The organism is Halioglobus maricola, assembly GCF_009388985.1.
Lineage (GTDB): Bacteria > Pseudomonadota > Gammaproteobacteria > Pseudomonadales > Halieaceae > Halioglobus > Halioglobus maricola.
In genome coordinates, this window is sequence record NZ_CP036422.1 from 3,673,451 (window position 1) to 3,694,589 (window position 21,139).

Sequence of the window (21,139 nt, forward strand, 5' to 3'; positions counted from 1 at the left end):
TGAATTCCTCACAGCACGATACCGGCAAGAATGGCCGAGTTAACCAGCGTCTGAACCCAGGTCTGGGCGCGCTCTGTGCCATTCATGCGATCTACATTCAAGGGGACGTAAATTCTTGCGCCAGGCATCACTGACTTGCGCGCCATTCGCGAGGAGTTGCGACCGCCCTTGAGGTTAAGCACCTCACCGTTGGCCTGAATGACATAGGCGTGATCGAGTTTTCCCAACACCGTGCTGCCACCGCTCAGCTCCACGTAGTCTTTGATGTTGCGGTCGTCGCTGTAGAGATGTGAAGTCGGTACATATACCTGCCCCGCCACCTGCACATAGTCAGGCACGCGCGGAACGACCAGTGCGTCACCGTCTTCCAGTGCCAGCTCGTCGCGGCTGCGGCAGCGCTGCACCTTATCCATATCGACCACCATGCGGCCGTTAGCCTCCGCCTTCTCCAACTGCCGAATGGCCTTGAGATAATCCTGTTTGCCCGCCCACTCCGGCGCCGACTTACCATCGTTGTTGAAAGAGTGGGAAAGCGACAACTCAACCATCAGGTCGTCCAGCTGGCCATGCAACTCATCGATAGTTTCCTGCTGCATTTCCCGGACGGAATTGCGAGTGAAGTAAGCGCCATAGGCATAGGCGTCAACCGTCAGACCACCGGCGCGCTGCAGCACACTACAGAGACTTTCATGTCTGTCGATCGCATAGGTACCGGGGCGCTGAACTTCGCCACTCAGTACAACAGTTGCCTGCTCGACCCAACCGGGCTTCTCACTGAAGGCGAGTTGATCCAGGGGCTGTAGGCGCGGGTTACTCACTTCCGCCGTGTACGCGGCCAGGTATTGCTCGCGACTGATTTCGCCGCGCTCACTGCGCCGCTTGAGATCACAAATCGCCAATAACTCAACGCTGTCCAGCGCAGTGTGCGTGGTGATGCCACTGCCAGTATTGTCGGCACCGATGCGCGACAACTCTGCTGTTACGCCCCAGGCCTTGCGTGCCAGGCCGCCGGCACCACAAAGCAAGTCACTGGCACGCATATCCGGCACCATAGGGTAAGTACCAGGCAGGCGCGCTTCACCCAGTACGGTAACGATCGACTCCGGAGCACCGTACAGTGCCTGCTCACGGAGCAAGCTGATATCTTCAGCCAACAGTTCTGACCGCGCCTGCTGCTCACTAAAGAAGTACACCCGGTCACCGGGCTCGATCACCGGATTTTCGCTGCCCAGTGGATTTTCCCGTGCAGCCGCCAGGCTGAAGGCATGGGCCTCCACATAGCGGCCTGGAGAGCGGGTACGCACATAAATGCCGTAATGCATGTCAATCCGAGGGAGCAAGCCGCCACCGAGAGCGACCACATCAAGCAGCCGAGCACCCACCTGCAGCGGCAGATTTCCGGGTTGGCGCAGCGCACCGCGAACACTCACTACAGCGGCCGGGCGCGATTCCGTCGCCTGGACGCGCAACTGTTCAACAATATCCGCCAGCGTATTTTCACGCACCTCGGAAAGGTCAAAGATAAAGACCTGGTCACGCGGAGCCAGTGTCAGATCTGCGGAACCGCCGGGTTGCTCCAGCGCAGCAGTCAGGTCGCCGTAGAGGACCTCGCTGCGCAGCGATACCGGGTTTTCACGACGAATCAGGTAGAACGCCATATCCGCCCCGGGCAAGAGAGCCTCAGCGCTGCCAATAAGATCACTGAAGCGCATGGCATCGCGATACTGGTAACCGCCCGGACGATCGACGTGGCCGGACAGCAGCACCACCGACTCCAACTGATCCTCCAAGGGCAGCACTCTCAGGAAATCGCCGTTGCGCACAGCCTTGGCTCGAATCGCCTGATCGCCACCAGCCGCAGAAAAGTCCACCAGAGTGCGATAGCCCTGCGGCTGTATGCGCTCTATGTGTGAGTCTTCCAACGATGCCGTTGGCAGGAGCCCCCCCGCCATGGCCAGCACCTGGCCGATAGTGGTCTCCCCCAACAGCTCATAAATGCCCGGGCGCTGCACATCTCCGGTGACGTAGACAACCTCACCTAGCGGAGGAACAAAGATGGTGTCGTTGTGCCGCAGGTAATGCTCCGTCCCGCTGCCGCCACGCAACAAAAGATCGTATAAATCGAGAGTGGCAATACGCTGCCCATTGCGCAGTAACTGAATGCGCCGCAGAGACCCTGTCTCGCGAACACCACCTGTAGACAACAGTGCATCAACCAGTGTCGACAAGCCGCCTATGGTGTACACGCCTGGCTGCACTACGTCTCCGGCCAGGCGCAGCTGGATACTGCGCAAGCGCCCCATGGTCACGACAGCGCGAGCGCCGATCACCCTGCGCTCGAACCCCTCGGTGATCATGGCTTCAACTTCGTCGAAGGTCATGCCTGACACCTTGATGGGGCCATACTCCGGCACAAGAATATTGCCGTCGCGAGTCACCAGTAGCTTGTACTCAACATTCCGCTTGCCATAGAGCTGGACGATGAGATTATCACCTGGGCCAACGCGATAATTCGGCGGCACAGGGATACCGTCCACTGGCGCAAAGGTACTCGGGGCCCGGTTGAAAATGTCGTAGCCAAACTGCTTGAGCTGGCCCTCTCCCGCCTGCTGCTGTTGCGTTTCTGCCAGACTGAGAGGCCCTGCCCTGTCTTCTGCGACCTGCTCCACGCGCGATACTTCCGAAGATAGCCCCACGGTCAGGCCGGCGATCGGCATAACCACCTCAGGGCTCGCTTCCTCTAGCGACGCATCGTCTCCCTGGGGTGCAGCCGCCACATAGGTGCGCTGCTGAGCCACGTGCAACGGCTCTATGTAGGGAATGTAACGATCAGAAGCGGCCGCCGCACTTAAAGGCAAAAACAGTGCGACCCAGGGCAACAACCTGGACATACAGGAGAACGTTCTCGAAATAGCCTTGTGCATTGGTCTTTACCAGAAAACGGATAACGCCAGAACTATTGCAAGCGCAATGCCAGCCATGCCAATGCTTATTTATCTATATTTTTCAGCTAGTTAAGATACCGAACTGTTTTTTGAACTATGGTTTTCGCAATTTGCAACGCGTAGTGAGAAACGCATTTTTCGCAATTCGCGAGACTTTTTGCTCAACCAGCCCCATAAGACTGGCGCCAGGGCGGAGCGGGCAGCGGTAGCTCATCGAGGAGAGCGAGGTCACGCGCATAGTGGGCGCGCAGCCGCTCGAGATTGGCAGCCAACGCATCGGCCTCGCCCTGTGCTGGTCCGGCACGCACGTTCCAGCGCTCGTACAGGAAGCGCCAGCGGCCCCGAAGAGGATCAGGCATACGCTCCCAAAGTGCTGCGACCATACGCTGCCGCCGCAGCCAGACGCGCACACCGTGAGGAATGCGACTACGCGAGCCGCCCCGGTGCACGACCTCGCCGAGGCCTCGAGGCTCGAACCCCTGCGGCAAGCCGATGAAACTCAGCACACGATCCAGTGTTTCCCTCGGTGCAGACTGCAGATCTTCGGTATAGATCACCAACAGCTGCTCGGCCGGGAAATGTGCCCGGTAGCGTTGCAGGATTCGCCCATATTCGCTCCAGGCGACATAGAACTCCGATTCTGGCTCATACCCCTCGCCGTGGTCAGGCACTGGCAAACTGCGACTGCGCTCCAGGGTCGCGCTATCGAGCAGGCCGTCCAACACCTCGGAGAATTCGCGCTGCTCCGTATTGCGACGCCTGTCCATCTGGTAGTGCGACCAGGTACGTTGTGCCGGGTCGCGCAGGATTGCGATCAGTTTCACGCTGGGCATAAGCGTGGCTATGCGCGAAGCAGCCTCAGGGTCACACATATACTGCGGCGTAGCCTTGCCCCAGAGCTTTCCCTCACTGGTACCGAACTGCGCGCGGGCAAATTCGCGCCAGCCCTGCGCATCGACAACGGGCGCAGTAAAGAATGGAACCTCCTTCTCCAGCGGCATGCGGATATCCGGGTGCTGCCGGAGTAGCTCAAAGAGTGTCGTGGTTGCACATTTCTGTGCACCGATAATCAAAAAATCCAGTGGCTTCATGAGATAAACTCCTGTGACCGAATGTGCCGCAAAGCGGCCATGTATGAGAGCAAATTTTTGAGCGCCAAACCGGCACTGAAGAGGAAAGCCAGACCGACAAGACCCCAGCCTTCAGCCACCGGCCAGGCCAGCAGCAAAGTCAACGCCATTGCCACAACCTGCGCGCGCAACTCCCGCCGCGCTGCTCCCGTCATGTTCAACAGGACGCCCGACAGGCCCGTAGCCGCATTAATACACTGACCACCCAGCAGCAGCAGTAGCACCGCAACAAAATCTTCACCGGGCAATCCAAACACTGACGCCCAGATGCTAGAGCTGAGCCAGAGAAATGCAGCACCCGGCAAGAAAATCACACAGGATAGCTTCTGGGTCTTCCAGAGGAGGCCCTCAAGTGCGCCGCCATCTCCGGCTGCCGCCGAGCGGGCGAAGGCAGGGCCAAACACTGCCGCCTGAAGTAGCAGCAACAGCGTAACGATCGATACCAGCTTATAGGCCACGGCATACAAACCGATCGCTGGCGTATCTACGAACCACGGCAGCACGACAAAGGGCAACTGCAGAGAAAGGGCAGCAAACAATCCCCCTGCCCAGAGCGCACGGCGATCACTGCGCCCAGGTAACCGCAAATTTTCGCTTGATGAGGCAAGTGGTGGCTGTGTGATTCGAGATACCAACATCCGGCATACCGCCAACAAGGCCACCAGCAGACCGGCCAGGCCTGCTGCAATTGGCGAAAACGGAACTCCGAAGACACTACAAAAACCACAGAACAGAAGTATCAGCGCGGGTGGCGTTATGCTCTCTAGCGCAACCGCCAGCGCTGGTGCAGCACAGGCCTTGAGCATCTCTGAGGCGACACGCTGCAAGGCAAACAGGGGCGCCGCAATCGCCACAGCGACAGCCAACGCCATCAAGTCTGCACCGGCGAGCACAAAACGCTGAGCCACGAGCACAGGCGCGAATCCGGCGAGAAGTAGTAACAGTATCAACCACAAGAATCCGATACGCCGGGTAGCCGCATGCCAGTCTGTCGTGATTCCGCGCTTGTCTCCCTGGGAAAAACGCACTGCCGTCATGCGCATGGCGCTGGCGGGATACCCCTGAGCAAGCAACTCTCCCGCGATCACCACCCAGGACTGAAACAACTGCAGCACTCCCAGACCAGCCGGGCCCGCCACCGCACTCACAGCCAGCTGTGCCAGAAACTGCAAGCCCACCGCCACCGCCCGGCCACTCGCCAATTGCACGGGCACGACAAGCGCCGCCAACCGCGCGCGAGAGACAGGTAGAGTGCTCGCCCAGGTCTCAGCGCGCATGCAGCCCCCGGTAAGCGACAAGCTGCTCGCTGTGTCGAGGGCGCTCAAACAAACTCCCCAGCGCGCAATGCATGGCCGCAAACAGGCTGTCCCAGGTATAGCGATCGGATATCAGCCGCCGAGCGGCAACACTCATCTGTTCCCATGATGATTGATCGGTCAGAAGAAGATCCACAGCCGCGGCAAAATCCTCCGGGCTGTCGGCAACCGCAAGCTGTTCGCCCCGGGTTATGGCAATACCCTCGGCGCCGACGGCCGTTGTAACAGTGGGCATCCCGCGGGCCATAGCATCCAGTACCTTGACCTTCATTCCCGAGCCAAACCGCAAAGGAGCCACGGAGACACGACTGCGGCTATAGACATCCTCCAGGTTTTCCACAAAACCCAGCAGCTTGATTCGCGGCACATCTTTGACCGCCGCCAGCAGACGCTCGTCCGCTCCCTTACCCACAATCTCGAAAGTCAGGTCTGGATGACGCCGCGCCAACAAAGGCCAGACGCTGGCAATAAACCACAACAAACCCTCAGCATTGGCCTCCCAGCCCAGAAAGCCGACATACATCAGGCGCTTCCCTGTACTTCCCCAACGCAGCTCGGGCAGCGCAAGCTGACTGTCGTCGCCGAGGTGATAGGTATCGCGAATAAGACGCTCGTCCACACCACCAGCAATGAGTTCAGCCGCATCATTTGGCGCTGCGAACGTCAGCTGCGCGCAACGTGCGACCCGCGTTTCACAACGGCGCACACGGTAAGACTCCATGGCCGCAGCCAACCGCAAGATTGGATTGCCCGGCAGTTCGGCATAGCGCTGCCAGAGCCGGTAGTAGGCGTTGTGAGCGTGATAAACCACAGGGACCGAGGTGTTCGCTGGGATATAAGGATAGATTTCATAGTGATCGAGAACAGCGAGATCGTAGCTCTCAACAATTTCTGCTACCCGCTGTTGAAGCGCCGCACTGAATGACCGCTGCACATTCAGGGGCCAGCGGCGCAAATAACTGAGCAGCAAATTTTTCGCCGAGCGTGGCACATTCACCGCTTCATGCAGATGCTTACTGCAGGGCGAGACTGCGTGGAAGGCCTCCAGATGCTTAGAGTCCTCAAGCTTTAGTGGGCAAACAAGCGTAATCTCGTAGCGCTCTGCCAGTGAGGCCAGCAACCGGAAGGTCTTAACCTTGCCACCACTCTGCAAGGGGTAGGGAAGCTCAGGCGTGATGAACAACAAGGACTTTTTCATGCTGCAAGACCTCCCTCACCCAGAGCTAACTGCGCTCTCGCACTTTTCACTATGGCATTTTCTCGCGCGGCGCTAAGCCCGATATTTGACTGCAACAACAAGGCAATTGAGCCATCTGCAATGCGTGACTGCTGACTGGCAAGTGATTCCACATCTTCGGAAAACCAACAACAGTGACAGAGCTCGCCGGGCTCATAAAAATGACCGTGCCGCTCGCGCGCGACATGCTCCACGTACATGCCATACAAGGTGTACTCCGAACAGCGCAGACTGCGCGCGAACAACCTATGCCAGGGACGCCCGCCCAACTGTTCAATATGTGCCTTCATCGCAACCAGTTGGCTGCGCCGCCAGGTAACGAGTTGCCCGACGTAGTCGCTGCCGCCGTAACCCGGCGCAAGGCCGAGCAATTCAGCGCTGCGACAGTGCCAGGCAATGTGATCCCTGGACGGTGCAGAACCCGGCTCGCGGCGCAAGCGCAGCAAGTCTTCGCTGTAGACAAGAGCGATATCGAAGTCTCGAACAAACACCAGATCCGAGTCGGCGAACAGAATGAGTTCCGCCTCGGTTACCTTGTCAGCACTCAACTTGGCAAGTTGCTGCATCATCCAGCCCCGCACCGGCCAACCTCGGTTGTCCACCCACCAACGATCCGACCAGGGCAGTTGACGATAGCCCGATGGCAGAACCTCCTCCACTACACGCACACTGCGACGCTCGTTCGCCAGGCTGATGAAGTCCTTGTAGTCACGGGCCGGCACGACCAAGGCATGACGGATATCCCCGGACACATGACGATCGATGGATTCGCAGAGTCTCCGGCAGCGGTCCAGGTCCGGCCCATAAGAGCAGGTAATTATTTCAAGGCTGTTCTGCATGTGGTGTTCCTCATAGTGTTTAGCGGCCCATATCCGGCGCCAAAATGTGCAACCTGCCCTTGTCTGTGCAGGCCGCGTGCCAGATGCCTTGAAAGATGAGTAGAAAATATTTTATTCAGATAAAACAGACACTTACTGATAGCTATTGTGCGACCACAAGCGATCAAAGGGTCCAGACACCGGTTTGAGTGATCGCATTCGCGGATAGATTCGCAAAACGCAATTCATAACGCTCCATATCGCCTGCCAACACCTGAAGAATTCACACAATAATTGTAATTTTATATGTATATCAGTGACTTACATGTTTGGCACAACGATTGCGATGTAGTCCTCCAAGAACCGCCTTGAGGTTCACCAACTGGAGATCAGAACCATGTCAAACATCGCTATCGCAACAATCTCGTCATCACACAACCCCCGGCTCGCGAGCTACCAACTTTTCAAACGCAGCCTCGATGTATTCGCGGCAACTCTTGGTCTGCTGCTGCTCAGCCCGGTGTTACTAGCCACCCTTGTCATCATCAGGCTGGACTCTCCGGGCTCCGCACTGTTCTCGCAAACAAGGGTGGGTAAAAACGGCCGCCTCTTTCGCTGTTGGAAATTCCGCTCTATGCATGTCGATGCAGAGTCACGGAAAGCAGAACTGATGGATGTAAATGAAATGACAGGGGGCGTACTGTTCAAGATGAAACAAGATCCCAGAGTAACTCGCGTTGGGGGCTTCCTGCGCAAGGCATCGATCGACGAACTCCCCCAACTCTGGAACGTGCTCAACGGAGACATGTCCCTGGTGGGCCCACGCCCCCCGGTGCCCTCGGAATACAATCAGTACACGGCCTACGAGAAACAGCGTCTCCAGGTGAAGCCCGGCATCACCTGTTTCTGGCAGGTATCTGGACGCAGCGATTTACCTTTTCCCGAACAGGTAAAACTGGACCTGCACTACGCCGAGGTTCGGTCACTGTCAGTTGACCTGCAGATATTGCTGCGCACTGTGCCCGCGGTGCTGTTCGCCCGAGGCGCCTATTGAAAATGCAGCAGGCCAGCTACCACTGATTGATCTGCCCGTCGCTGCATGCGCCCGTAGACTATTCAATGCCGGACGGGTATCATCGCCACCCTGCAATTTCAGCCTGTTTTCCGCCCGTAGCTCAGCTGGATAGAGCGCTGCCCTCCGGAGGCAGAGGTCAGAGGTTCGAATCCTCTCGGGCGGGCCATATAAATCAATGCGTTACAACCCAGCCCGGCAAGCACAACCTGCCCTTCTCTTAGTTTAAGTCCAAGTTAAGTCCAAATGACTTACTGTGTCGCGCATTTCTCACTGGCACAGAGCGTCACCGCTATAAATCACCTCTTCTAGCGCGCACCAGAAACATTTGGGTCTCAATGCCAGATGTCCACTATCACCCCGTCAGGGACGGTATCGACGGGCGAATCGGGCTATTTTAGATGTCCGCTTTGGGGCCAAGAGCGGGCATTAGAATTACGCCATTTCCAACAGATCAATACCGGTCAATGCTCTCAAGAGTAGGGCTAACAGCAAAGGAACACTAACTATAAGAACGAATTTTCCAATCGCAAACCAGCACTTCTTCGCATGTATCCTCCCTTCTGGCTTCAGCCAACCGAATAAGACTAACCCATTGAATGGATTGAAGCCTGTACGCCAGCTCCATGGATCAATATCGTCTTTGTAATGCTTAGTGAGAGCAACCATGTGATAGAAGACCAGGCACCATTGAAAAAGACCATAGGCGATGATGCAAAACAAGAGAACGTCAACGACAGCAGAAATCATGAATTCCAGAAGGTTAGTCTATTGCCGAGGGCAGCTTTGGGGCCATTAGCTGTCATTGGACTACAGATGAAATCATAACCATCACACCAACCAACGCTTACTGATTCTGCGTCCTTGCCCTAGCCTGGCATTTGCAAGCAATCAGACTAGTTATTTTCCGCTTGCCATTTCTCGTAAGATTTAATCAGCTCTGTCTCGAAGTCAGAATAGTTTCCGGACTTATTAAACTCGGTGGGCAAGTGAGTTCTTCTAAATTCAGGATCGTCCCACTGCCAGTCCAATACTGCAAGCCAGTAATCCCACTCGCCTTCGAGTAACAGGCCATTGGATTCAAGCACATACGCACTCTTCACGAGCCCGTAGTCCCTCCCGTAATACCTGCGAAGCGCATACTTTTCTCGTTCATTCAGTTCTTCGCCGTCTCTACGCTTGGCAACTGCTTCGTGGTAGTACTTCCAATCAATTTCATCGGTAATAGAGTCGTGCTCGAGTGTATAAAGACTTAGCGTGAGCTCCGCCTCAGCGATGTCCCGGGATTGCTTTAGTTCATAAGCAACGAACAGCAGGGACAAGGCTACGCTTAGTCCGGCGAGAACTTGTGCTATCCACTTGTATCGATCTTCTTTCAATCCATGATCTCCTAATGCCTATCAATTTAAGGGGTCAGAGCCCTTAAATTCAATGGCAGCTAAGGGGCCAGGAGCTGCCGCTCACAACACTTCAAAGGCGAAATACTGTTTCAACTAGCGGGCTATATCTCTTTTGAGCTCGTTTTTACCAATATCGAAGTCAGCAACGTATGTCGCGGCATATATCTGTTTCGATTCTTCATCGACCTTTATGCAGTATTGTGCCGGCCGGATGAAGCTGAATGGCATCCCAATTTGATGATACTCACAGGTTTCTATGATTTGTCTCTCGAGTTCCTCAGCCGATATTTCAAACGGCCGCCCCACATCATTTAGCACGTAGAGCTGGTATTCGCCTAATTCACCTTTTAGTGATGCGTAGAACGCCTCTAACTCTGCCCCAGCGTTCGCTTTTGTTCTTTTGAGCTTGGAGCGCGACCATATTTCATACCATGCCCAAAATGCGAAGAATGCTGCCACTAACATGTATTTCAATGGAATCGTCCTTTACAACTTGTTATCGATGGTGAGCTATGGGACCAAAACCGGACACTAATCAACAGCCTTCAAGTTGTTAGCACCCACCACAAATGCAAGCACCGACATAATCAGAACGATAGCACCCGAAATATAATAATTGCCAGTGAAGTAGGAAAGACCACCGGCGAGAAACACTGGAGGTACCATAGCCATTCCAATGGAGTCAGCAACCTTTACTCGGCCCCCACAGCCAGCGCACTGAACGTGCTTTTTGATGAGCACCCACTGGGAGATTGGATTATTGCAACTTGGACAGAGGTAGTTCATGTCATTCCAAAAGTATTCTGGTCAGGGGCCATTAGATGCTGTCCAAAAGCGCCTCAAGCGGGGGCCACTGTAAAGCTGTCCCTGCGCGAAACACCATTGCTGCCTTGACTTATTGTGAGGCTTCACAGTAGCGAGCCAGTTTGTAGAAATAGGACTGTGATTCACCAGTACGAATACGACGGCTGTGTACAGTGAAATCGGCCCCTCTTAACTTGAGCACTTCAACGTCGTCACCTGCTTCAACCCAAGGTCTCTCGCTGTTTGTTAGCGTTAATGCGCCTCTACCAGTCTCTACCGAAATTTCTTGCACGCATCCGCCACCGGACATGCATAGAACCCTCTCCTTTATGACCTTCCCTTCAAAAGAACCAGCCACATCGCCGCAGGATAAGGCAGGGCTGCTGACCAAAATACCAAGTAATGGCAAGTGGCAAACTAATGCATAGCTATGCCGCATGGCCAGATTCATAACAGCTAGGTATATGGAAAAGCTCGTAATGCATCGAAAATCCTTTTCAATGTGAAGGGCAGCTTTGTGGACGAAAGCGGACGTTGGCAACAGCCTATCCTAAAGACTCCCACAATCAAATAGCGGGGTCCTGGAAATGGCCATAAATGAATCAACCTCTAAGCGTACAGCATGGAATCGGGGCCTAATCATCGGCCAGAAGAGGCCCCTGAAGTTGCGGGATATCTGGGAGATACGAATCCGTCTTAAGATCGCTCGGAGCACTCGTAATTTAGCCATGTTCAACCTGGCTCTAGATAGCAAGCTTCGAGGCTGTGACCTGGTAGGACTACTTGTAGGCGATATAGCGCAAGGGGGTAAGGTAGCCAGCAGGGCCACTGTCATGCAGCGCAAAACGCAAAGGCCGGTTCAGTTCGAGATAACTCCCTCAACCAGGGATAGTCTGACGAGTTGGATTCGAGAGAAGCAACTCAGAGATTGTGACTATCTCTTTCCAAGCCGCAACAACGCTGGGTCACATATCTCAATAAGGCAGTATGCTCGGCTAACTGACAACTGGTTTCGCTCTGCGGGACTAGATACAAAGGAATACGGTACTCATTCACTGCGGCGCACCAAGCCATCGATGATCTATAAGCGGACGGGGAACTTGAGAGCGATCCAGCTGCTACTTGGTCACACCAAGCTTGAGAGCACGATCCGTTACCTTGGAGTGGACATGGAGGATGCACTGGAGCTGTCTGAGCAAACAGAGATTTGACTATTAATTGATCAGCGTCACCAGCTTACAGCTGGGACGAACAGCATACATCTGTGATATTTTTGTCTCTAGAGTCCGCTTTCGTCCACAAAGCTGCCCTTCACATTGAAAAGGATTTTCGATGCACACTGACTCTTTCACCGACCCCACCTTTTACGCAAGCGACAGAGAGGCCTGCTTAGATGGATGAAACCAAACAGAAGATTGCACTGTTCATTGATGCAGACAACGCGCCTGCTAGCAAGTTTGAAGATGTTCTTAGTGAGGTTGCGAAGTACGGTGTCGTAACAATAAGAAAGGCGTATGGGAATTGGAAAAAATCATCGATCAAGGGCTGGGAAGATCTATTGCATGAGTACGCTATCCAACCTGTACAACAGTATGATCTTTCAAAAGGCAAGAATGCATCAGATATCGCACTCGTGATTGATGCGATGGATGTAATGTATACAAAGAATATTGACGTAATGTGCTTCGTCTCTTCTGATTGTGACTTCACCCCAATGGTCACTCGTGCATTAGCTGAGGGTAAGGTAGTTCTCGGTTTTGGTGAGAGAAAAGCCCCAGCACCATTTGTTAATGCGTGCTCCAAGTTTTTGTTCCTTGATCAGGAATCAAAAAGTGGCGAGACAAAGACCACGAAAACGAAAAGCATCAAATCCGACACGAAGCTAATAAATCTATTGCGCCAGGCAATTGAAGCGACGGAGGATGAGAACGGTTGGGCGGCCCTAGGTCCTGTCGGTTCACATATATCCAACAAGACCTCTTTCGATACTAGAAACTACGGTTACAAAAACTTGAGTACTCTAGTTAAGGCCATAGACCTGTTTGAGTTAAAGCGAGGCTCAGGTAACTCCTATCTGGTTAAATATGTACGGCGAAAGAAAACAACATAGTAAGTCCAGTCAAGGATTTCTCCGCACTCGGTGCCTCGGCGTTAACGTGCGTCCGCTTTTGGCCCCAATGAAGTCGCCCAGAGATTCTGTATTTCTGGACGAACTCTGTTCCGCTGATGATAGTTGGCCACATATTTCATCGGGCGACAGCTGTGGATGTACCTCGGTGAATATAGAGCTGAAGTAACAGGTGCCTAACCCAATGCTAGATTATGTGAAAAGAACTGTTCATTTTGGAAATGAGTGGGGAGTGGTTATTGAAAATAGGTCCATATAAGACGCTATCAGTTGGATTGGTTTTGATCGTAGCTCTGGGTCTTGCATTTAGTGCAGGTTTAGGAGTCGGCTGGAAAAAGCTACAGATTGAATCTGATGCACTTATCGGGGAGTGGGTACTCGACGTTGAGGAGACAAGGAACTTCATATCCGAGCATGTTCCGGAAGGCCAATTCGACCTCGAAACTTTACCATGTTACTCAACACGCCTCTCTATTACTGAAAATAGATTATTGGTGGAATCAGATAGTCAGACATGTATGTTTGGAGAATACTACAAACGATGAATTTGTGACCTCAGACAATCCTGTCGCTACCTTCAACCTTCTAATGCGAAATGAGAAAGTAACTGGTGTGTCCGGGACGATGAGCAAAGGGCTACTTCTCTTTCTGCCACTTGACCCCAGAAACTGTATCGTTCTCTATAACTACGACGTGTACCGGGTAGGAAGAGAAAGGTACCCGAATGCGTGGCTGCATATTATTGCTCGCAGGTTGGTCTTCAGGCTCAACTACACCGTGTCGAACCGGACACACGGATAGCACAGCGTAAGCCAAACGCAGCCTCGTCTGGAAGGCAGGCCACGTGGTGCGTCAGAATTACATGCCCCCAGCAGGTACCCTCCTCTCTCTATTTAGCCAGATTGACCTTCATCCTGGTTGCCATTATATTACTTAACGAACGTTCAACAGGCTTGCTATCTATGTCATCTACCAGTTCCCGCATGCTCGAGGTCGCCGCACAGCAGTTCGCGGAAAAAGGCTACTCCGGCACATCAATGCGCAGTATCGCCACCGCCACTGGCACCACCCAGGCGGCTATCTACCACCACTTTCCAAATAAGGAAGCGCTTTATTTATCGGTGCTATCCCTACAGTTGAAAGAGAAAACCGGCGCAGCTCTCGAAGGGCTTGATCAGATAAAGGACCCGGAGCAATGCCTGAGGGAGCTTATTTTTCGGTTGGTTAGGCTGGCTGAGGAAGATGAGCAATTCCGGCAGCTCTACTTTCGTGAACTGCTTGAAGGTAACGAGGAGCGCCTGGCGACTCTGGCCGAGAACGTATTTGGTGGCTTGTTGGACAGCGTGGGAGGGCTACTCAATAAGCTGGCACCGAGGTTCGACCTTAACCTGCTACTGCTATCTGTTGCTGGCCTGGTCTGTCATCACGTGGAGGCACGCAAGATCAGTCCTTTCATGCCGGGTAGCGAACCCGATCATCAAGAACTAGACACACTGTCTGAGCACATAACAAAGCTGTTGTTATACGGAGTACGCGGAGCATGAACAGACGTCTTGCGGTCTTGTTGAGTTGTATATTCATCGTGGCCTGTAGCGATTCTGGTTCGCAGATTGAGAAAACAAATGATGCACGACTGGTGCGAGTGAAGGCGAAATTACCGGAGCAGCGCGATATCCAATACGTACTCACCGCGTTGGGAAACGTGGAAAGCATCTATGATCCCACAGTCTCGGCTGAAACAGCGGGCCAGGTACAGCGCATCAGTGTCAGGGAAGGTGACGGCGTTACTGTCGGTCAACAGCTGGTAGCACTGGACAATACCCTGCACTCAATTGAAACCTCAAAAGCCGAGGCGGAATTGCGCCGGGCAGAGGTATTGCTAGACAACCAGGGCAAGGAAGTAAAACGCCTGGAAAAGCTGAGTGAATCCCAGTCGGTATCCCGCGACAATCTTGAAGATGAGCAGGCACAACAGGAAATATTGCGCGCGCAACGGGATGTCGCACGTAAGCAGTGGGAGCAAGCGCTATACCTACAATCCAAAACCGAAGTGATATCGCCAATTGCAGGCCTGGTGGCTCGTCGGCATGTATCTCCGGGAGACTTTGTCACCAGCGGGCAGCCCTTGTTTGACCTGCTTAGTATTGACCGTCTGCGAGCGCGGATTGCATTTCCTGAGCACGACGCATCACAGATAGCACTGGGAAAAGAGGTACAACTGACCACGCCTGCCGCCCCTGATGTCATTGCTATCGGCGAAGTAACTGCCATTAATCCACAGATAAAAATGCACAACCGTGCCGTAGAGATCACCGTTGAGTTCGACAACCCAGGGGGCTGGCTGCCCGGCGCCAGTGTTGATGCAACCCTTGTAGTGGAAGAGCGCCCCAGGGCCCTGACAGTGCCCATCACAGCGCTAAGCAACCGCGGTGGAAAGGATGTGGTTTTCAGAGTGTCGAACGGCGTGGCTGCGACGCTACCGGTCGAATTAGGTTGGCGGGAAGAAGACTGGGTCGAACTTGTCAGCGGAGTGACAGAGCACGACATAATTATTACCGAGGGTGCTGCGCTAATTAGCCAGGGAAGTGCGGTGGAAGTCTCGCCAGAAGAACAGAGAGCCACAGGCGCTGCGCTCGAGGAGGAAGCGCTTTGAACTTTGTCGCTCTATTCATTCAGCGCCGAGTACTGGCTTATATGCTCAGTGCAGCGCTGCTGCTATTTGGTTTCATCGGCTTGAGCGGTGTCGGACTGGATCGACTGCCCAATGTAGAGCCACCCATGATTGCCATCACTACAATAAATTCCGGCGCCAGCCCAGAAGTTATGGATGCCAGTGTCAGCTCAGTCATTGAGTCCGCAGTAAATTCCATTGCCGGTATTGAAAATATTGAATCGACATCAAGTCCGGGGGTTTCTCAGGTTTGGGTCCAGTTTATCTTCAGCAAAAATACGGACGTAGCCTTCAATGAGGTACAAGCCAAAATAAACCAGGTAATCAATGATTTGCCGCGCGAGGTGGAGACTCCGATAGTGGTAAAAATGGATCTGAATGCCGCTCCGATCGTCTGGCTAGTGCTCAAGGGTGATAGGCCGTTGAGCGAACTAAACCAATTAGCGAGAACGCGGATAAAGCGCCAGCTGGAAAATATCAACGGCGTCGGCGGAGTTTCCGTGGGCGGCGGGCGTGAACGCAAAATCAGGGTCGATCTGGATCTACAACGTCTGTCCTCACTGGGCATTTCCGCCCAGCAGGTGATAGCCGCTTTTTCACGGGAACACATTCAACTACCGGGCGGCTATCTGGTGGGAGATATGCAGGAAAAGATGCTGCATCTGGATCTTGAGTTTCACAGCACCGCCGAGCTTGCGCAGCTGGTCGTAGTCTGGCGCGAGCAGGTGCCGGTCACGCTCGGGGATATAGCCGACATAAGTGATGGTCTCGACGACAAGCGTGGCCTGGCACGTTTTAACGGTGACGATGTGCTGGCAATCGCAGTTCGTAAAGTGAGTAACGCCAACACAGTTAAAATTGTAGACGAGTTGAAGCGGCGCCTGGATGAAGTAATCGTGCCCGCTCTACCGGATGGAGTAGAGTTGTTAGTGGCCAAAGACGAATCCAGCATTATTTCAGGAACCGCCAATGCCTTGAAAAACCATATAGTGGAAGGAACTTTATTGGCAGCTTTCGTGGTATGGCTGTTCCTGTTGAATTTGCCCGCCACACTGATTATTACCGCCGCCATTCCCGTATCCCTTGCCGGGGCCGTCGTCGTTATGTTTTTTGGCGGCTACACATTCAACATCATGACCCTCAGTGGATTGTTACTGCTGATAGGTGTGGTAGTGGATGATGCCATCGTGGTGCTGGAAAATATTCATCGTCATCTTGAAGCTGGCGATACCGACCGTATTCGCGCGGCGACGAACGGCACGAGAGAAGTTGTCTTTGCAGTCCTGGCTGCTTCACTTACCCTTGTCTGCATTTTCGCCACCGTTATTTTCATGGAAGGTATGGTAGGCATATTTATGCGTTCCTTTGCGGTGGTGGTCTCAGGGGGTGTAATTACCTCGCTGTTTGTTTCCCTCAGCCTGACCCCGGCACTGTGCGCGCGATTTCTGAGTCACAGTGACGTTGAGTCACGCGCTATCGTGAAATGGATAAGCCGCCTGCACCAGCAGATGGATAAGGCCTACAGTCGTCTACTCGCTTTTTCTCTGAAGCACAGAATTACAGTGTTGGCAGCCACAGCTTTGCTGGTGGCCTCTACCGGTTGGTTTATGGGCCAGCTGGGAAGTGAGTTTTTCCCGGAGGATGACGAGTCCCGTTTCAGCCTTACGCTCAAGGCACCCTTGGGATCGTCAATTGACTATATTGAGCAAAAGATCGGCGATATGGAGATGATTCTCAATGATATACCTGAAGTGACTCGCGTACTCAGCACCGTGGGTTCCGGCCAAGGGTCAGAGGTAAACGAAGCTCAGCTCAATGTGATACTACTGGGCAAAGAGCAGAGGTCGCGATCCCAATCGGCAATAATGCAGCAGGTACGCACCGCGGCAGGTGACGTGATAGGTGTACAAGCCTATGTCAATGTCTACCCGATGTTTGGCGCAAATAGTGGCGAGCCGTTTAATGCCTATATCACCGGTCCAGACTTATACCGGGTTGCAGAGCTGGCGGAACAATTCATGCAGCGTTTGAAGAATGATCCCCGCATGGGTGATGTTCGCATGGAGCTGAAACTGGATCGCCCCCAGCTCTACTTCGACGTTGACCGCAATCGCGCCCAGGCACTGGGGATCAGCACCCAGCAAATTGGCGATACTGTGCGGGTGCTGGCGGGCGGTGCTGATATAGCCAAGTACAATGCGCTGCCCGGCGACGGTGAACGTTATGACATACGCCTGGCAGCCAAACGGGAAGGCATGCGCGCCCAGCGAGATATTGAGAATGTCTACCTGCAAGGACCAGAAGGTGGGCTCATTCCACTGGACGCTGTCGTGCAGGTAGAAGAGTCTCTCGGGCCAGCCACGGTGGAAAGGCGTGATCTAAATTTTGGCGCAAACTTCAGTTCAACCCCTGCGGTCGACCTCGGCCAGGCCGTTGAAATTTTCCAGGGACTGGGTGATGAGTTACTTCCTCCTGGCTATCAGGTGGCGCTGGCCGGGCAAGCGCAGGAGTTAGGTAAATCTGCCAATGCCATTTTGTTTGTCTTTGCCACGGGGCTGATTCTCGTATACATGGTTCTGGCAAGCCAATTCAACTCTTTCCTACAACCAGTGCTGGTTATGCTGGCACAACCGCTGGCCATTGTCGGTGGCATCATAGCCTTATGGCTGGTGGGCCACACCCTCAATATCTACTCCATGATCGGCATGGTGTTGCTGGTGGGATTGGTGTCGAAAAATTCCATCCTGTTGGTAGATCTGATCAATCGCTACCGGGCCGAAGGAATGGATACCATGACCGCCATCTCGCAGGCTTGCCCGCGCCGCATGCGACCAGTAATGATGACTTCGCTGACGATTGTGCTGGCCATGTTGCCAGCCGCCATTGGTGTTGGCGAAGGTGCGGGCCAATACGGCCCTCTGGCTGTTGCTGTGGTCGGCGGCGTGATCTCCTCCACCCTACTCACCCTGATCGTTGTGCCGGTGGCCTATTCCATGCTGGAACGCTGGCTCGCGGTAAAGTAAGTGAACACCCTCCCCCTACTCACTGATCACTATCGGGACAAAAGATAAGCATATATCTCCGATAGACAGATTTTATTGCCGAGATATCCTCCTTAAGGCGAAGATTGATCCCAGAAACTACCGAATTCTCAATTGAGAATGTGTTCATCAGTCGAAAAAGGAAACATAGACTGCGAAACCCACGAGGAGTGGATGGAAATGATAAAAACTATACATCGCAACAGTAATGGTGCGTCCCAACCGCCAAAACCCAAAGCCCGCCGCGGCCACAAGCCCGGATTCACGCTGGGACTAATGGCTATTGGCCTGCTCAATGCAGGCGGTGTCGCCACTGTTTCCGCACAGAGTTCTGGTGCAACGCTCGAGGAAGTCATGGTGACGGCACAGCGACGGGAACAGTCCGTGCTTGATGTTCCAATCGCGATATCTGCTTTCAGCGGAAATTTCCTCAACGAGACGGGTATCAAAGACAGCATGGAACTGGAGATGGTAACGCCAGGACTAACCTACGGACGACAACTGAACGGTGCAGTCCCATTTATTCGCGGGGTCGGCACTCAAACTACCGCTGCTGGTCAGGATTCAAGCGTTGCCTCGTATATCGATGACGTGTATGTCTCCTCCAGCGTCGGCTCTGTGATGCGACTAGCCAATATAGAGCGGGTCGAAGTCCTGAAGGGCCCACAGGGCACCCTGTTTGGACGCAACGCCACAGGTGGCCTGATGCACCTGATCACCAAGACGCCAGATCACGAAACCCAGGGAACCGCGGAACTGTCTTACGGCAACTTTGACACGCTTGAGGCCAGGTTCTACGGAACAACAGGACTTTCAGACAATATCGCCGTCGACCTGTCGGTGCTCTACCACGATCAGGACGAAGGTTGGGGCGAAAACATTCCCACCGGGAACGACGTCAATCAAGGCAAAGAAACCAACATCAGGAACAAGTGGTTGATCACCCCTGGAGACAACACTGACATCGTTGTCTCCCTGAGCTACGCCGACATAGAGAGTTCATTCGGCACCAGTATGCGACTGGATGAAGGTGCGCTCGGCGTTGATGGTCAACTGGTCTTCGGGGGCCTGCTTGCGCAGGGCGTCGACCCAGCCACCGCGGCTGGTATAGCAGCCTCACAGGCCACAACCGCACCGGATGACTACTGGGACCTGACCGCCGATATCGATCCGGAGGCAAATATCGAGCAGACTGGAATCTCTATAAATATCAGACATCAATTCGATGACATTGAATTGGTCAGTATCACCGCTTACAACGACATTACAGCCGATCAGTCCTTCGCCCAGGACGGTACGCCGTTCCCCAATCTGCTACCCGTTCTGCTGGATCAGTTCACAGAAACCTGGACGCAGGAGTTCCGTATTTCCTCCGCGACAGACAATATGGACTGGATTGCTGGCGTCTACATACTTGATGAAGAAGCAGGCTATGATCCGACGATCGTGGGGGGAGAGTTTATTGCTTTAGGATCTGGCGGCTTACTCACCTCAACACAGGACAACAACCAACAAGACACGTTCTCCTGGGCCGTGTTTGCACAGGCTGACTACAGCTTTACAGAAAGGACCACATTGACCCTTGGCCTGCGTTACACCGAGGACGAGCGTGAAATTTCAGGTACTTCTTCAGGGTTCCAGGGGGATACTCCCCTGCTCGTAGCTCAACTCGATGACGAAGAGACCTGGGATGAGATCACCTGGCGTATCGCGCTGTCATACGATTTCAGCGATGACACTATGTCTTATATCTCATACAACCGCGGTTTCAAGAGCGGTGTTTTCGACATGAACGTGCTCGACCCGATTGGCGGGTCAGATAATCCTGTGGAGCCGGAAATTCTGGATGCCTACGAAGTCGGCATAAAGTCTGAATTTATGGAGAGCCGCATGCGACTGAGCGCATCTGCGTTCTACTATGAGTATGATGATCTGCAGGTATTAGTCTCTGTACCAGGCGGCACCCAGTTGTTCAACGCGGCAGAAGCGACAATGTATGGTGCAGAACTGGAGCTGAATGCTCTGGTAACTGACAACCTGACCATCAATGCGGGCTTGTCCTACCTGGACACCGAGTACGACAAGTTTCCAGAAGGGCCTACCTTAACACCGACTGGTTTCGGCGGTAATATTCAGTCAACGGCAGACCTGCAAGGTAACGAGCTTCCACGCTCACCCGAGTATACTTTCAATCTGAGTGCCATCTACGATGTGACAACCAGCATCGGGCGCATCAATGCCAGCGCACATTACTATCATAGCGATAGCTTCTACTGGGAGTCCGAAAACAGAACTGAACAGGACTCCTATGATCTACTTAACGCGCAGCTCACCTGGTATAGCAACGACGAAACTTACTACGTGGGTGCCTATGGCAACAACCTGGCTGATGAGGAATACGGTACCTTTGGTATTTCAAGTGAGTTAGGCGATTTTCTTAGCCCAGGATCGCCGCGTACCTATGGTGTGCGTTTAGGTATTAATTTTTAAGGACGAGGATTCGCCGCTCAATTCGGCGCTCGCCACTCACCCGGCTATCAGAATGTAGGCCGGGTGAGTGGCGATTACTGTTTCGGG

Annotated in this window: 18 protein-coding genes and 1 tRNA gene; 10 read left to right on the forward strand and 9 right to left on the reverse strand. The window is 53.7% G+C overall.

Translation table 11 applies throughout. From position 1 onward, the window contains the following. Nucleotides 1-8 precede the first annotated feature (8 nt). The 5 genes from EY643_RS16750 to EY643_RS16770 form a co-directional block, all read right to left on the reverse strand. On the reverse strand, nucleotides 9-2,924 hold the full coding sequence (locus EY643_RS16750) for an SLBB domain-containing protein (RefSeq protein WP_240732746.1): 2,916 nt from the start codon (nucleotides 2,922-2,924) through the stop codon (nucleotides 9-11). Between the two features lie 182 nt (nucleotides 2,925-3,106). After that, nucleotides 3,107-4,036 (reverse strand): sulfotransferase family protein, encoded by a 930-nt coding sequence (locus EY643_RS16755; RefSeq protein ID WP_153240315.1) that lies wholly within the window; start codon nucleotides 4,034-4,036, stop codon nucleotides 3,107-3,109. Then, entirely contained in the window at nucleotides 4,033-5,400 is a 1,368-nt protein-coding gene (locus EY643_RS16760; protein ID WP_153240316.1) for a lipopolysaccharide biosynthesis protein, read from the reverse strand. The genes EY643_RS16755 and EY643_RS16760 overlap by 4 nt, the downstream gene beginning before the upstream one ends. Next, complete coding sequence (locus EY643_RS16765) at nucleotides 5,342-6,589, reverse strand: glycosyltransferase (protein WP_153240317.1); 1,248 nt, start codon at nucleotides 6,587-6,589, stop codon at nucleotides 5,342-5,344. Before EY643_RS16765 ends, EY643_RS16760 begins: the two co-directional genes overlap by 59 nt. Then, the gene (locus EY643_RS16770; protein WP_153240318.1) at nucleotides 6,586-7,467 is read right to left on the reverse strand and encodes a DUF6492 family protein; all 882 of its coding nucleotides are present in this window, start codon (nucleotides 7,465-7,467) and stop codon (nucleotides 6,586-6,588) included. Before EY643_RS16770 ends, EY643_RS16765 begins: the two co-directional genes overlap by 4 nt. Nucleotides 7,468-7,843: 376 nt before the next feature. On the opposite strand from EY643_RS16770, the gene EY643_RS16775 reads away from it, so the two are divergent. Both EY643_RS16775 and EY643_RS16780 read left to right on the forward strand, forming a co-directional pair. Next, nucleotides 7,844-8,500 (forward strand): sugar transferase, encoded by a 657-nt coding sequence (locus EY643_RS16775; RefSeq protein WP_153240319.1) that lies wholly within the window; start codon nucleotides 7,844-7,846, stop codon nucleotides 8,498-8,500. Between the two features lie 110 nt (nucleotides 8,501-8,610). Beyond that, a tRNA-Arg gene (locus tag EY643_RS16780) sits at nucleotides 8,611-8,687 on the forward strand. Between the two features lie 266 nt (nucleotides 8,688-8,953). On the opposite strand, the gene EY643_RS16785 is transcribed toward EY643_RS16780, so the two are convergent. The 4 genes from EY643_RS16785 to EY643_RS19600 form a co-directional block, all read right to left on the reverse strand. Then, nucleotides 8,954-9,268 carry a hypothetical protein gene (locus EY643_RS16785; protein ID WP_084198625.1) on the reverse strand — a complete coding sequence of 105 codons (315 nt, stop codon included), beginning with the start codon at nucleotides 9,266-9,268 and terminating at the stop codon, nucleotides 8,954-8,956. A 146-nt stretch (nucleotides 9,269-9,414) separates the two neighbouring features. Next, a complete protein-coding gene (locus EY643_RS16790) occupies nucleotides 9,415-9,897 on the reverse strand; it encodes a hypothetical protein (RefSeq protein WP_153240320.1) in 483 nt (160 codons plus the stop codon). A gap of 114 nt (nucleotides 9,898-10,011) precedes the next feature. Next, nucleotides 10,012-10,392: a hypothetical protein gene (locus tag EY643_RS16795; RefSeq protein ID WP_153240321.1), complete on the reverse strand. Its 381-nt coding sequence runs from the start codon at nucleotides 10,390-10,392 to the stop codon at nucleotides 10,012-10,014. A gap of 421 nt (nucleotides 10,393-10,813) precedes the next feature. Then, nucleotides 10,814-11,263 carry a hypothetical protein gene (locus EY643_RS19600; protein ID WP_170287439.1) on the reverse strand — a complete coding sequence of 150 codons (450 nt, stop codon included), beginning with the start codon at nucleotides 11,261-11,263 and terminating at the stop codon, nucleotides 10,814-10,816. Between the two features lie 46 nt (nucleotides 11,264-11,309). Here EY643_RS19600 and EY643_RS16800 point away from each other — a divergent pair, with 46 nt between their 5' ends. The 8 genes from EY643_RS16800 to EY643_RS16830 all read left to right on the forward strand — a co-directional run bounded on the left by EY643_RS16800 (nucleotide 11,310) and on the right by EY643_RS16830 (nucleotide 21,052). Beyond that, nucleotides 11,310-11,933, forward strand: coding sequence for a tyrosine-type recombinase/integrase (locus tag EY643_RS16800; protein ID WP_153240322.1), 624 nt, complete (start codon nucleotides 11,310-11,312; stop codon nucleotides 11,931-11,933). Between the two features lie 182 nt (nucleotides 11,934-12,115). Next, a complete protein-coding gene (locus EY643_RS16805; protein WP_153240323.1) occupies nucleotides 12,116-12,832 on the forward strand; it encodes an NYN domain-containing protein in 717 nt (238 codons plus the stop codon). Between the two features lie 257 nt (nucleotides 12,833-13,089). Next, nucleotides 13,090-13,395, forward strand: coding sequence for a hypothetical protein (locus tag EY643_RS19735; RefSeq protein WP_205743091.1), 306 nt, complete (start codon nucleotides 13,090-13,092; stop codon nucleotides 13,393-13,395). A 4-nt stretch (nucleotides 13,396-13,399) separates the two neighbouring features. After that, nucleotides 13,400-13,651 carry a DUF4238 domain-containing protein gene (locus EY643_RS19920; protein WP_205743092.1) on the forward strand — a complete coding sequence of 84 codons (252 nt, stop codon included), beginning with the start codon at nucleotides 13,400-13,402 and terminating at the stop codon, nucleotides 13,649-13,651. Between the two features lie 161 nt (nucleotides 13,652-13,812). Beyond that, nucleotides 13,813-14,394: a TetR/AcrR family transcriptional regulator gene (locus EY643_RS16815; protein ID WP_153240325.1), complete on the forward strand. Its 582-nt coding sequence runs from the start codon at nucleotides 13,813-13,815 to the stop codon at nucleotides 14,392-14,394. Continuing rightward, nucleotides 14,391-15,503, forward strand: a complete 1,113-nt coding sequence (locus EY643_RS16820; RefSeq protein WP_153240326.1) for an efflux RND transporter periplasmic adaptor subunit — start codon at nucleotides 14,391-14,393, stop codon at nucleotides 15,501-15,503. Before EY643_RS16815 ends, EY643_RS16820 begins: the two co-directional genes overlap by 4 nt. Continuing rightward, nucleotides 15,500-18,544 (forward strand): efflux RND transporter permease subunit, encoded by a 3,045-nt coding sequence (locus EY643_RS16825; RefSeq protein WP_153240327.1) that lies wholly within the window; start codon nucleotides 15,500-15,502, stop codon nucleotides 18,542-18,544. The genes EY643_RS16820 and EY643_RS16825 overlap by 4 nt, the downstream gene beginning before the upstream one ends. 198 nt (nucleotides 18,545-18,742) lie before the next feature. Then, complete coding sequence (locus EY643_RS16830) at nucleotides 18,743-21,052, forward strand: TonB-dependent receptor (RefSeq protein WP_170287441.1); 2,310 nt, start codon at nucleotides 18,743-18,745, stop codon at nucleotides 21,050-21,052. Nucleotides 21,053-21,139 lie beyond the last annotated feature (87 nt).

Excerpts from the sequence above, each read along its gene's own strand:
- EY643_RS16750 (WP_240732746.1), bottom strand. The coding sequence starts at position 2,924 with ATGCACAAGGCTATTTCGAGAACGTTCTCCTGTATGTCCAGGTTGTTG.
- EY643_RS16830 (WP_170287441.1), top strand. The coding sequence starts at position 18,743 with ATGATAAAAACTATACATCGCAACAGTAATGGTGCGTCCCAACCGCCA.
- EY643_RS16785 (WP_084198625.1), bottom strand. The coding sequence starts at position 9,268 with ATGATTTCTGCTGTCGTTGACGTTCTCTTGTTTTGCATCATCGCCTAT.
- EY643_RS16770 (WP_153240318.1), bottom strand. The coding sequence starts at position 7,467 with ATGCAGAACAGCCTTGAAATAATTACCTGCTCTTATGGGCCGGACCTG.
- EY643_RS16815 (WP_153240325.1), top strand. The coding sequence starts at position 13,813 with ATGTCATCTACCAGTTCCCGCATGCTCGAGGTCGCCGCACAGCAGTTC.
- EY643_RS16800 (WP_153240322.1), top strand. The coding sequence starts at position 11,310 with ATGGCCATAAATGAATCAACCTCTAAGCGTACAGCATGGAATCGGGGC.
- EY643_RS16775 (WP_153240319.1), top strand. The coding sequence starts at position 7,844 with ATGTCAAACATCGCTATCGCAACAATCTCGTCATCACACAACCCCCGG.
- EY643_RS16755 (WP_153240315.1), bottom strand. The coding sequence starts at position 4,036 with ATGAAGCCACTGGATTTTTTGATTATCGGTGCACAGAAATGTGCAACC.
- EY643_RS16820 (WP_153240326.1), top strand. The coding sequence starts at position 14,391 with ATGAACAGACGTCTTGCGGTCTTGTTGAGTTGTATATTCATCGTGGCC.
- EY643_RS16765 (WP_153240317.1), bottom strand. The coding sequence starts at position 6,589 with ATGAAAAAGTCCTTGTTGTTCATCACGCCTGAGCTTCCCTACCCCTTG.
- EY643_RS16805 (WP_153240323.1), top strand. The coding sequence starts at position 12,116 with ATGGATGAAACCAAACAGAAGATTGCACTGTTCATTGATGCAGACAAC.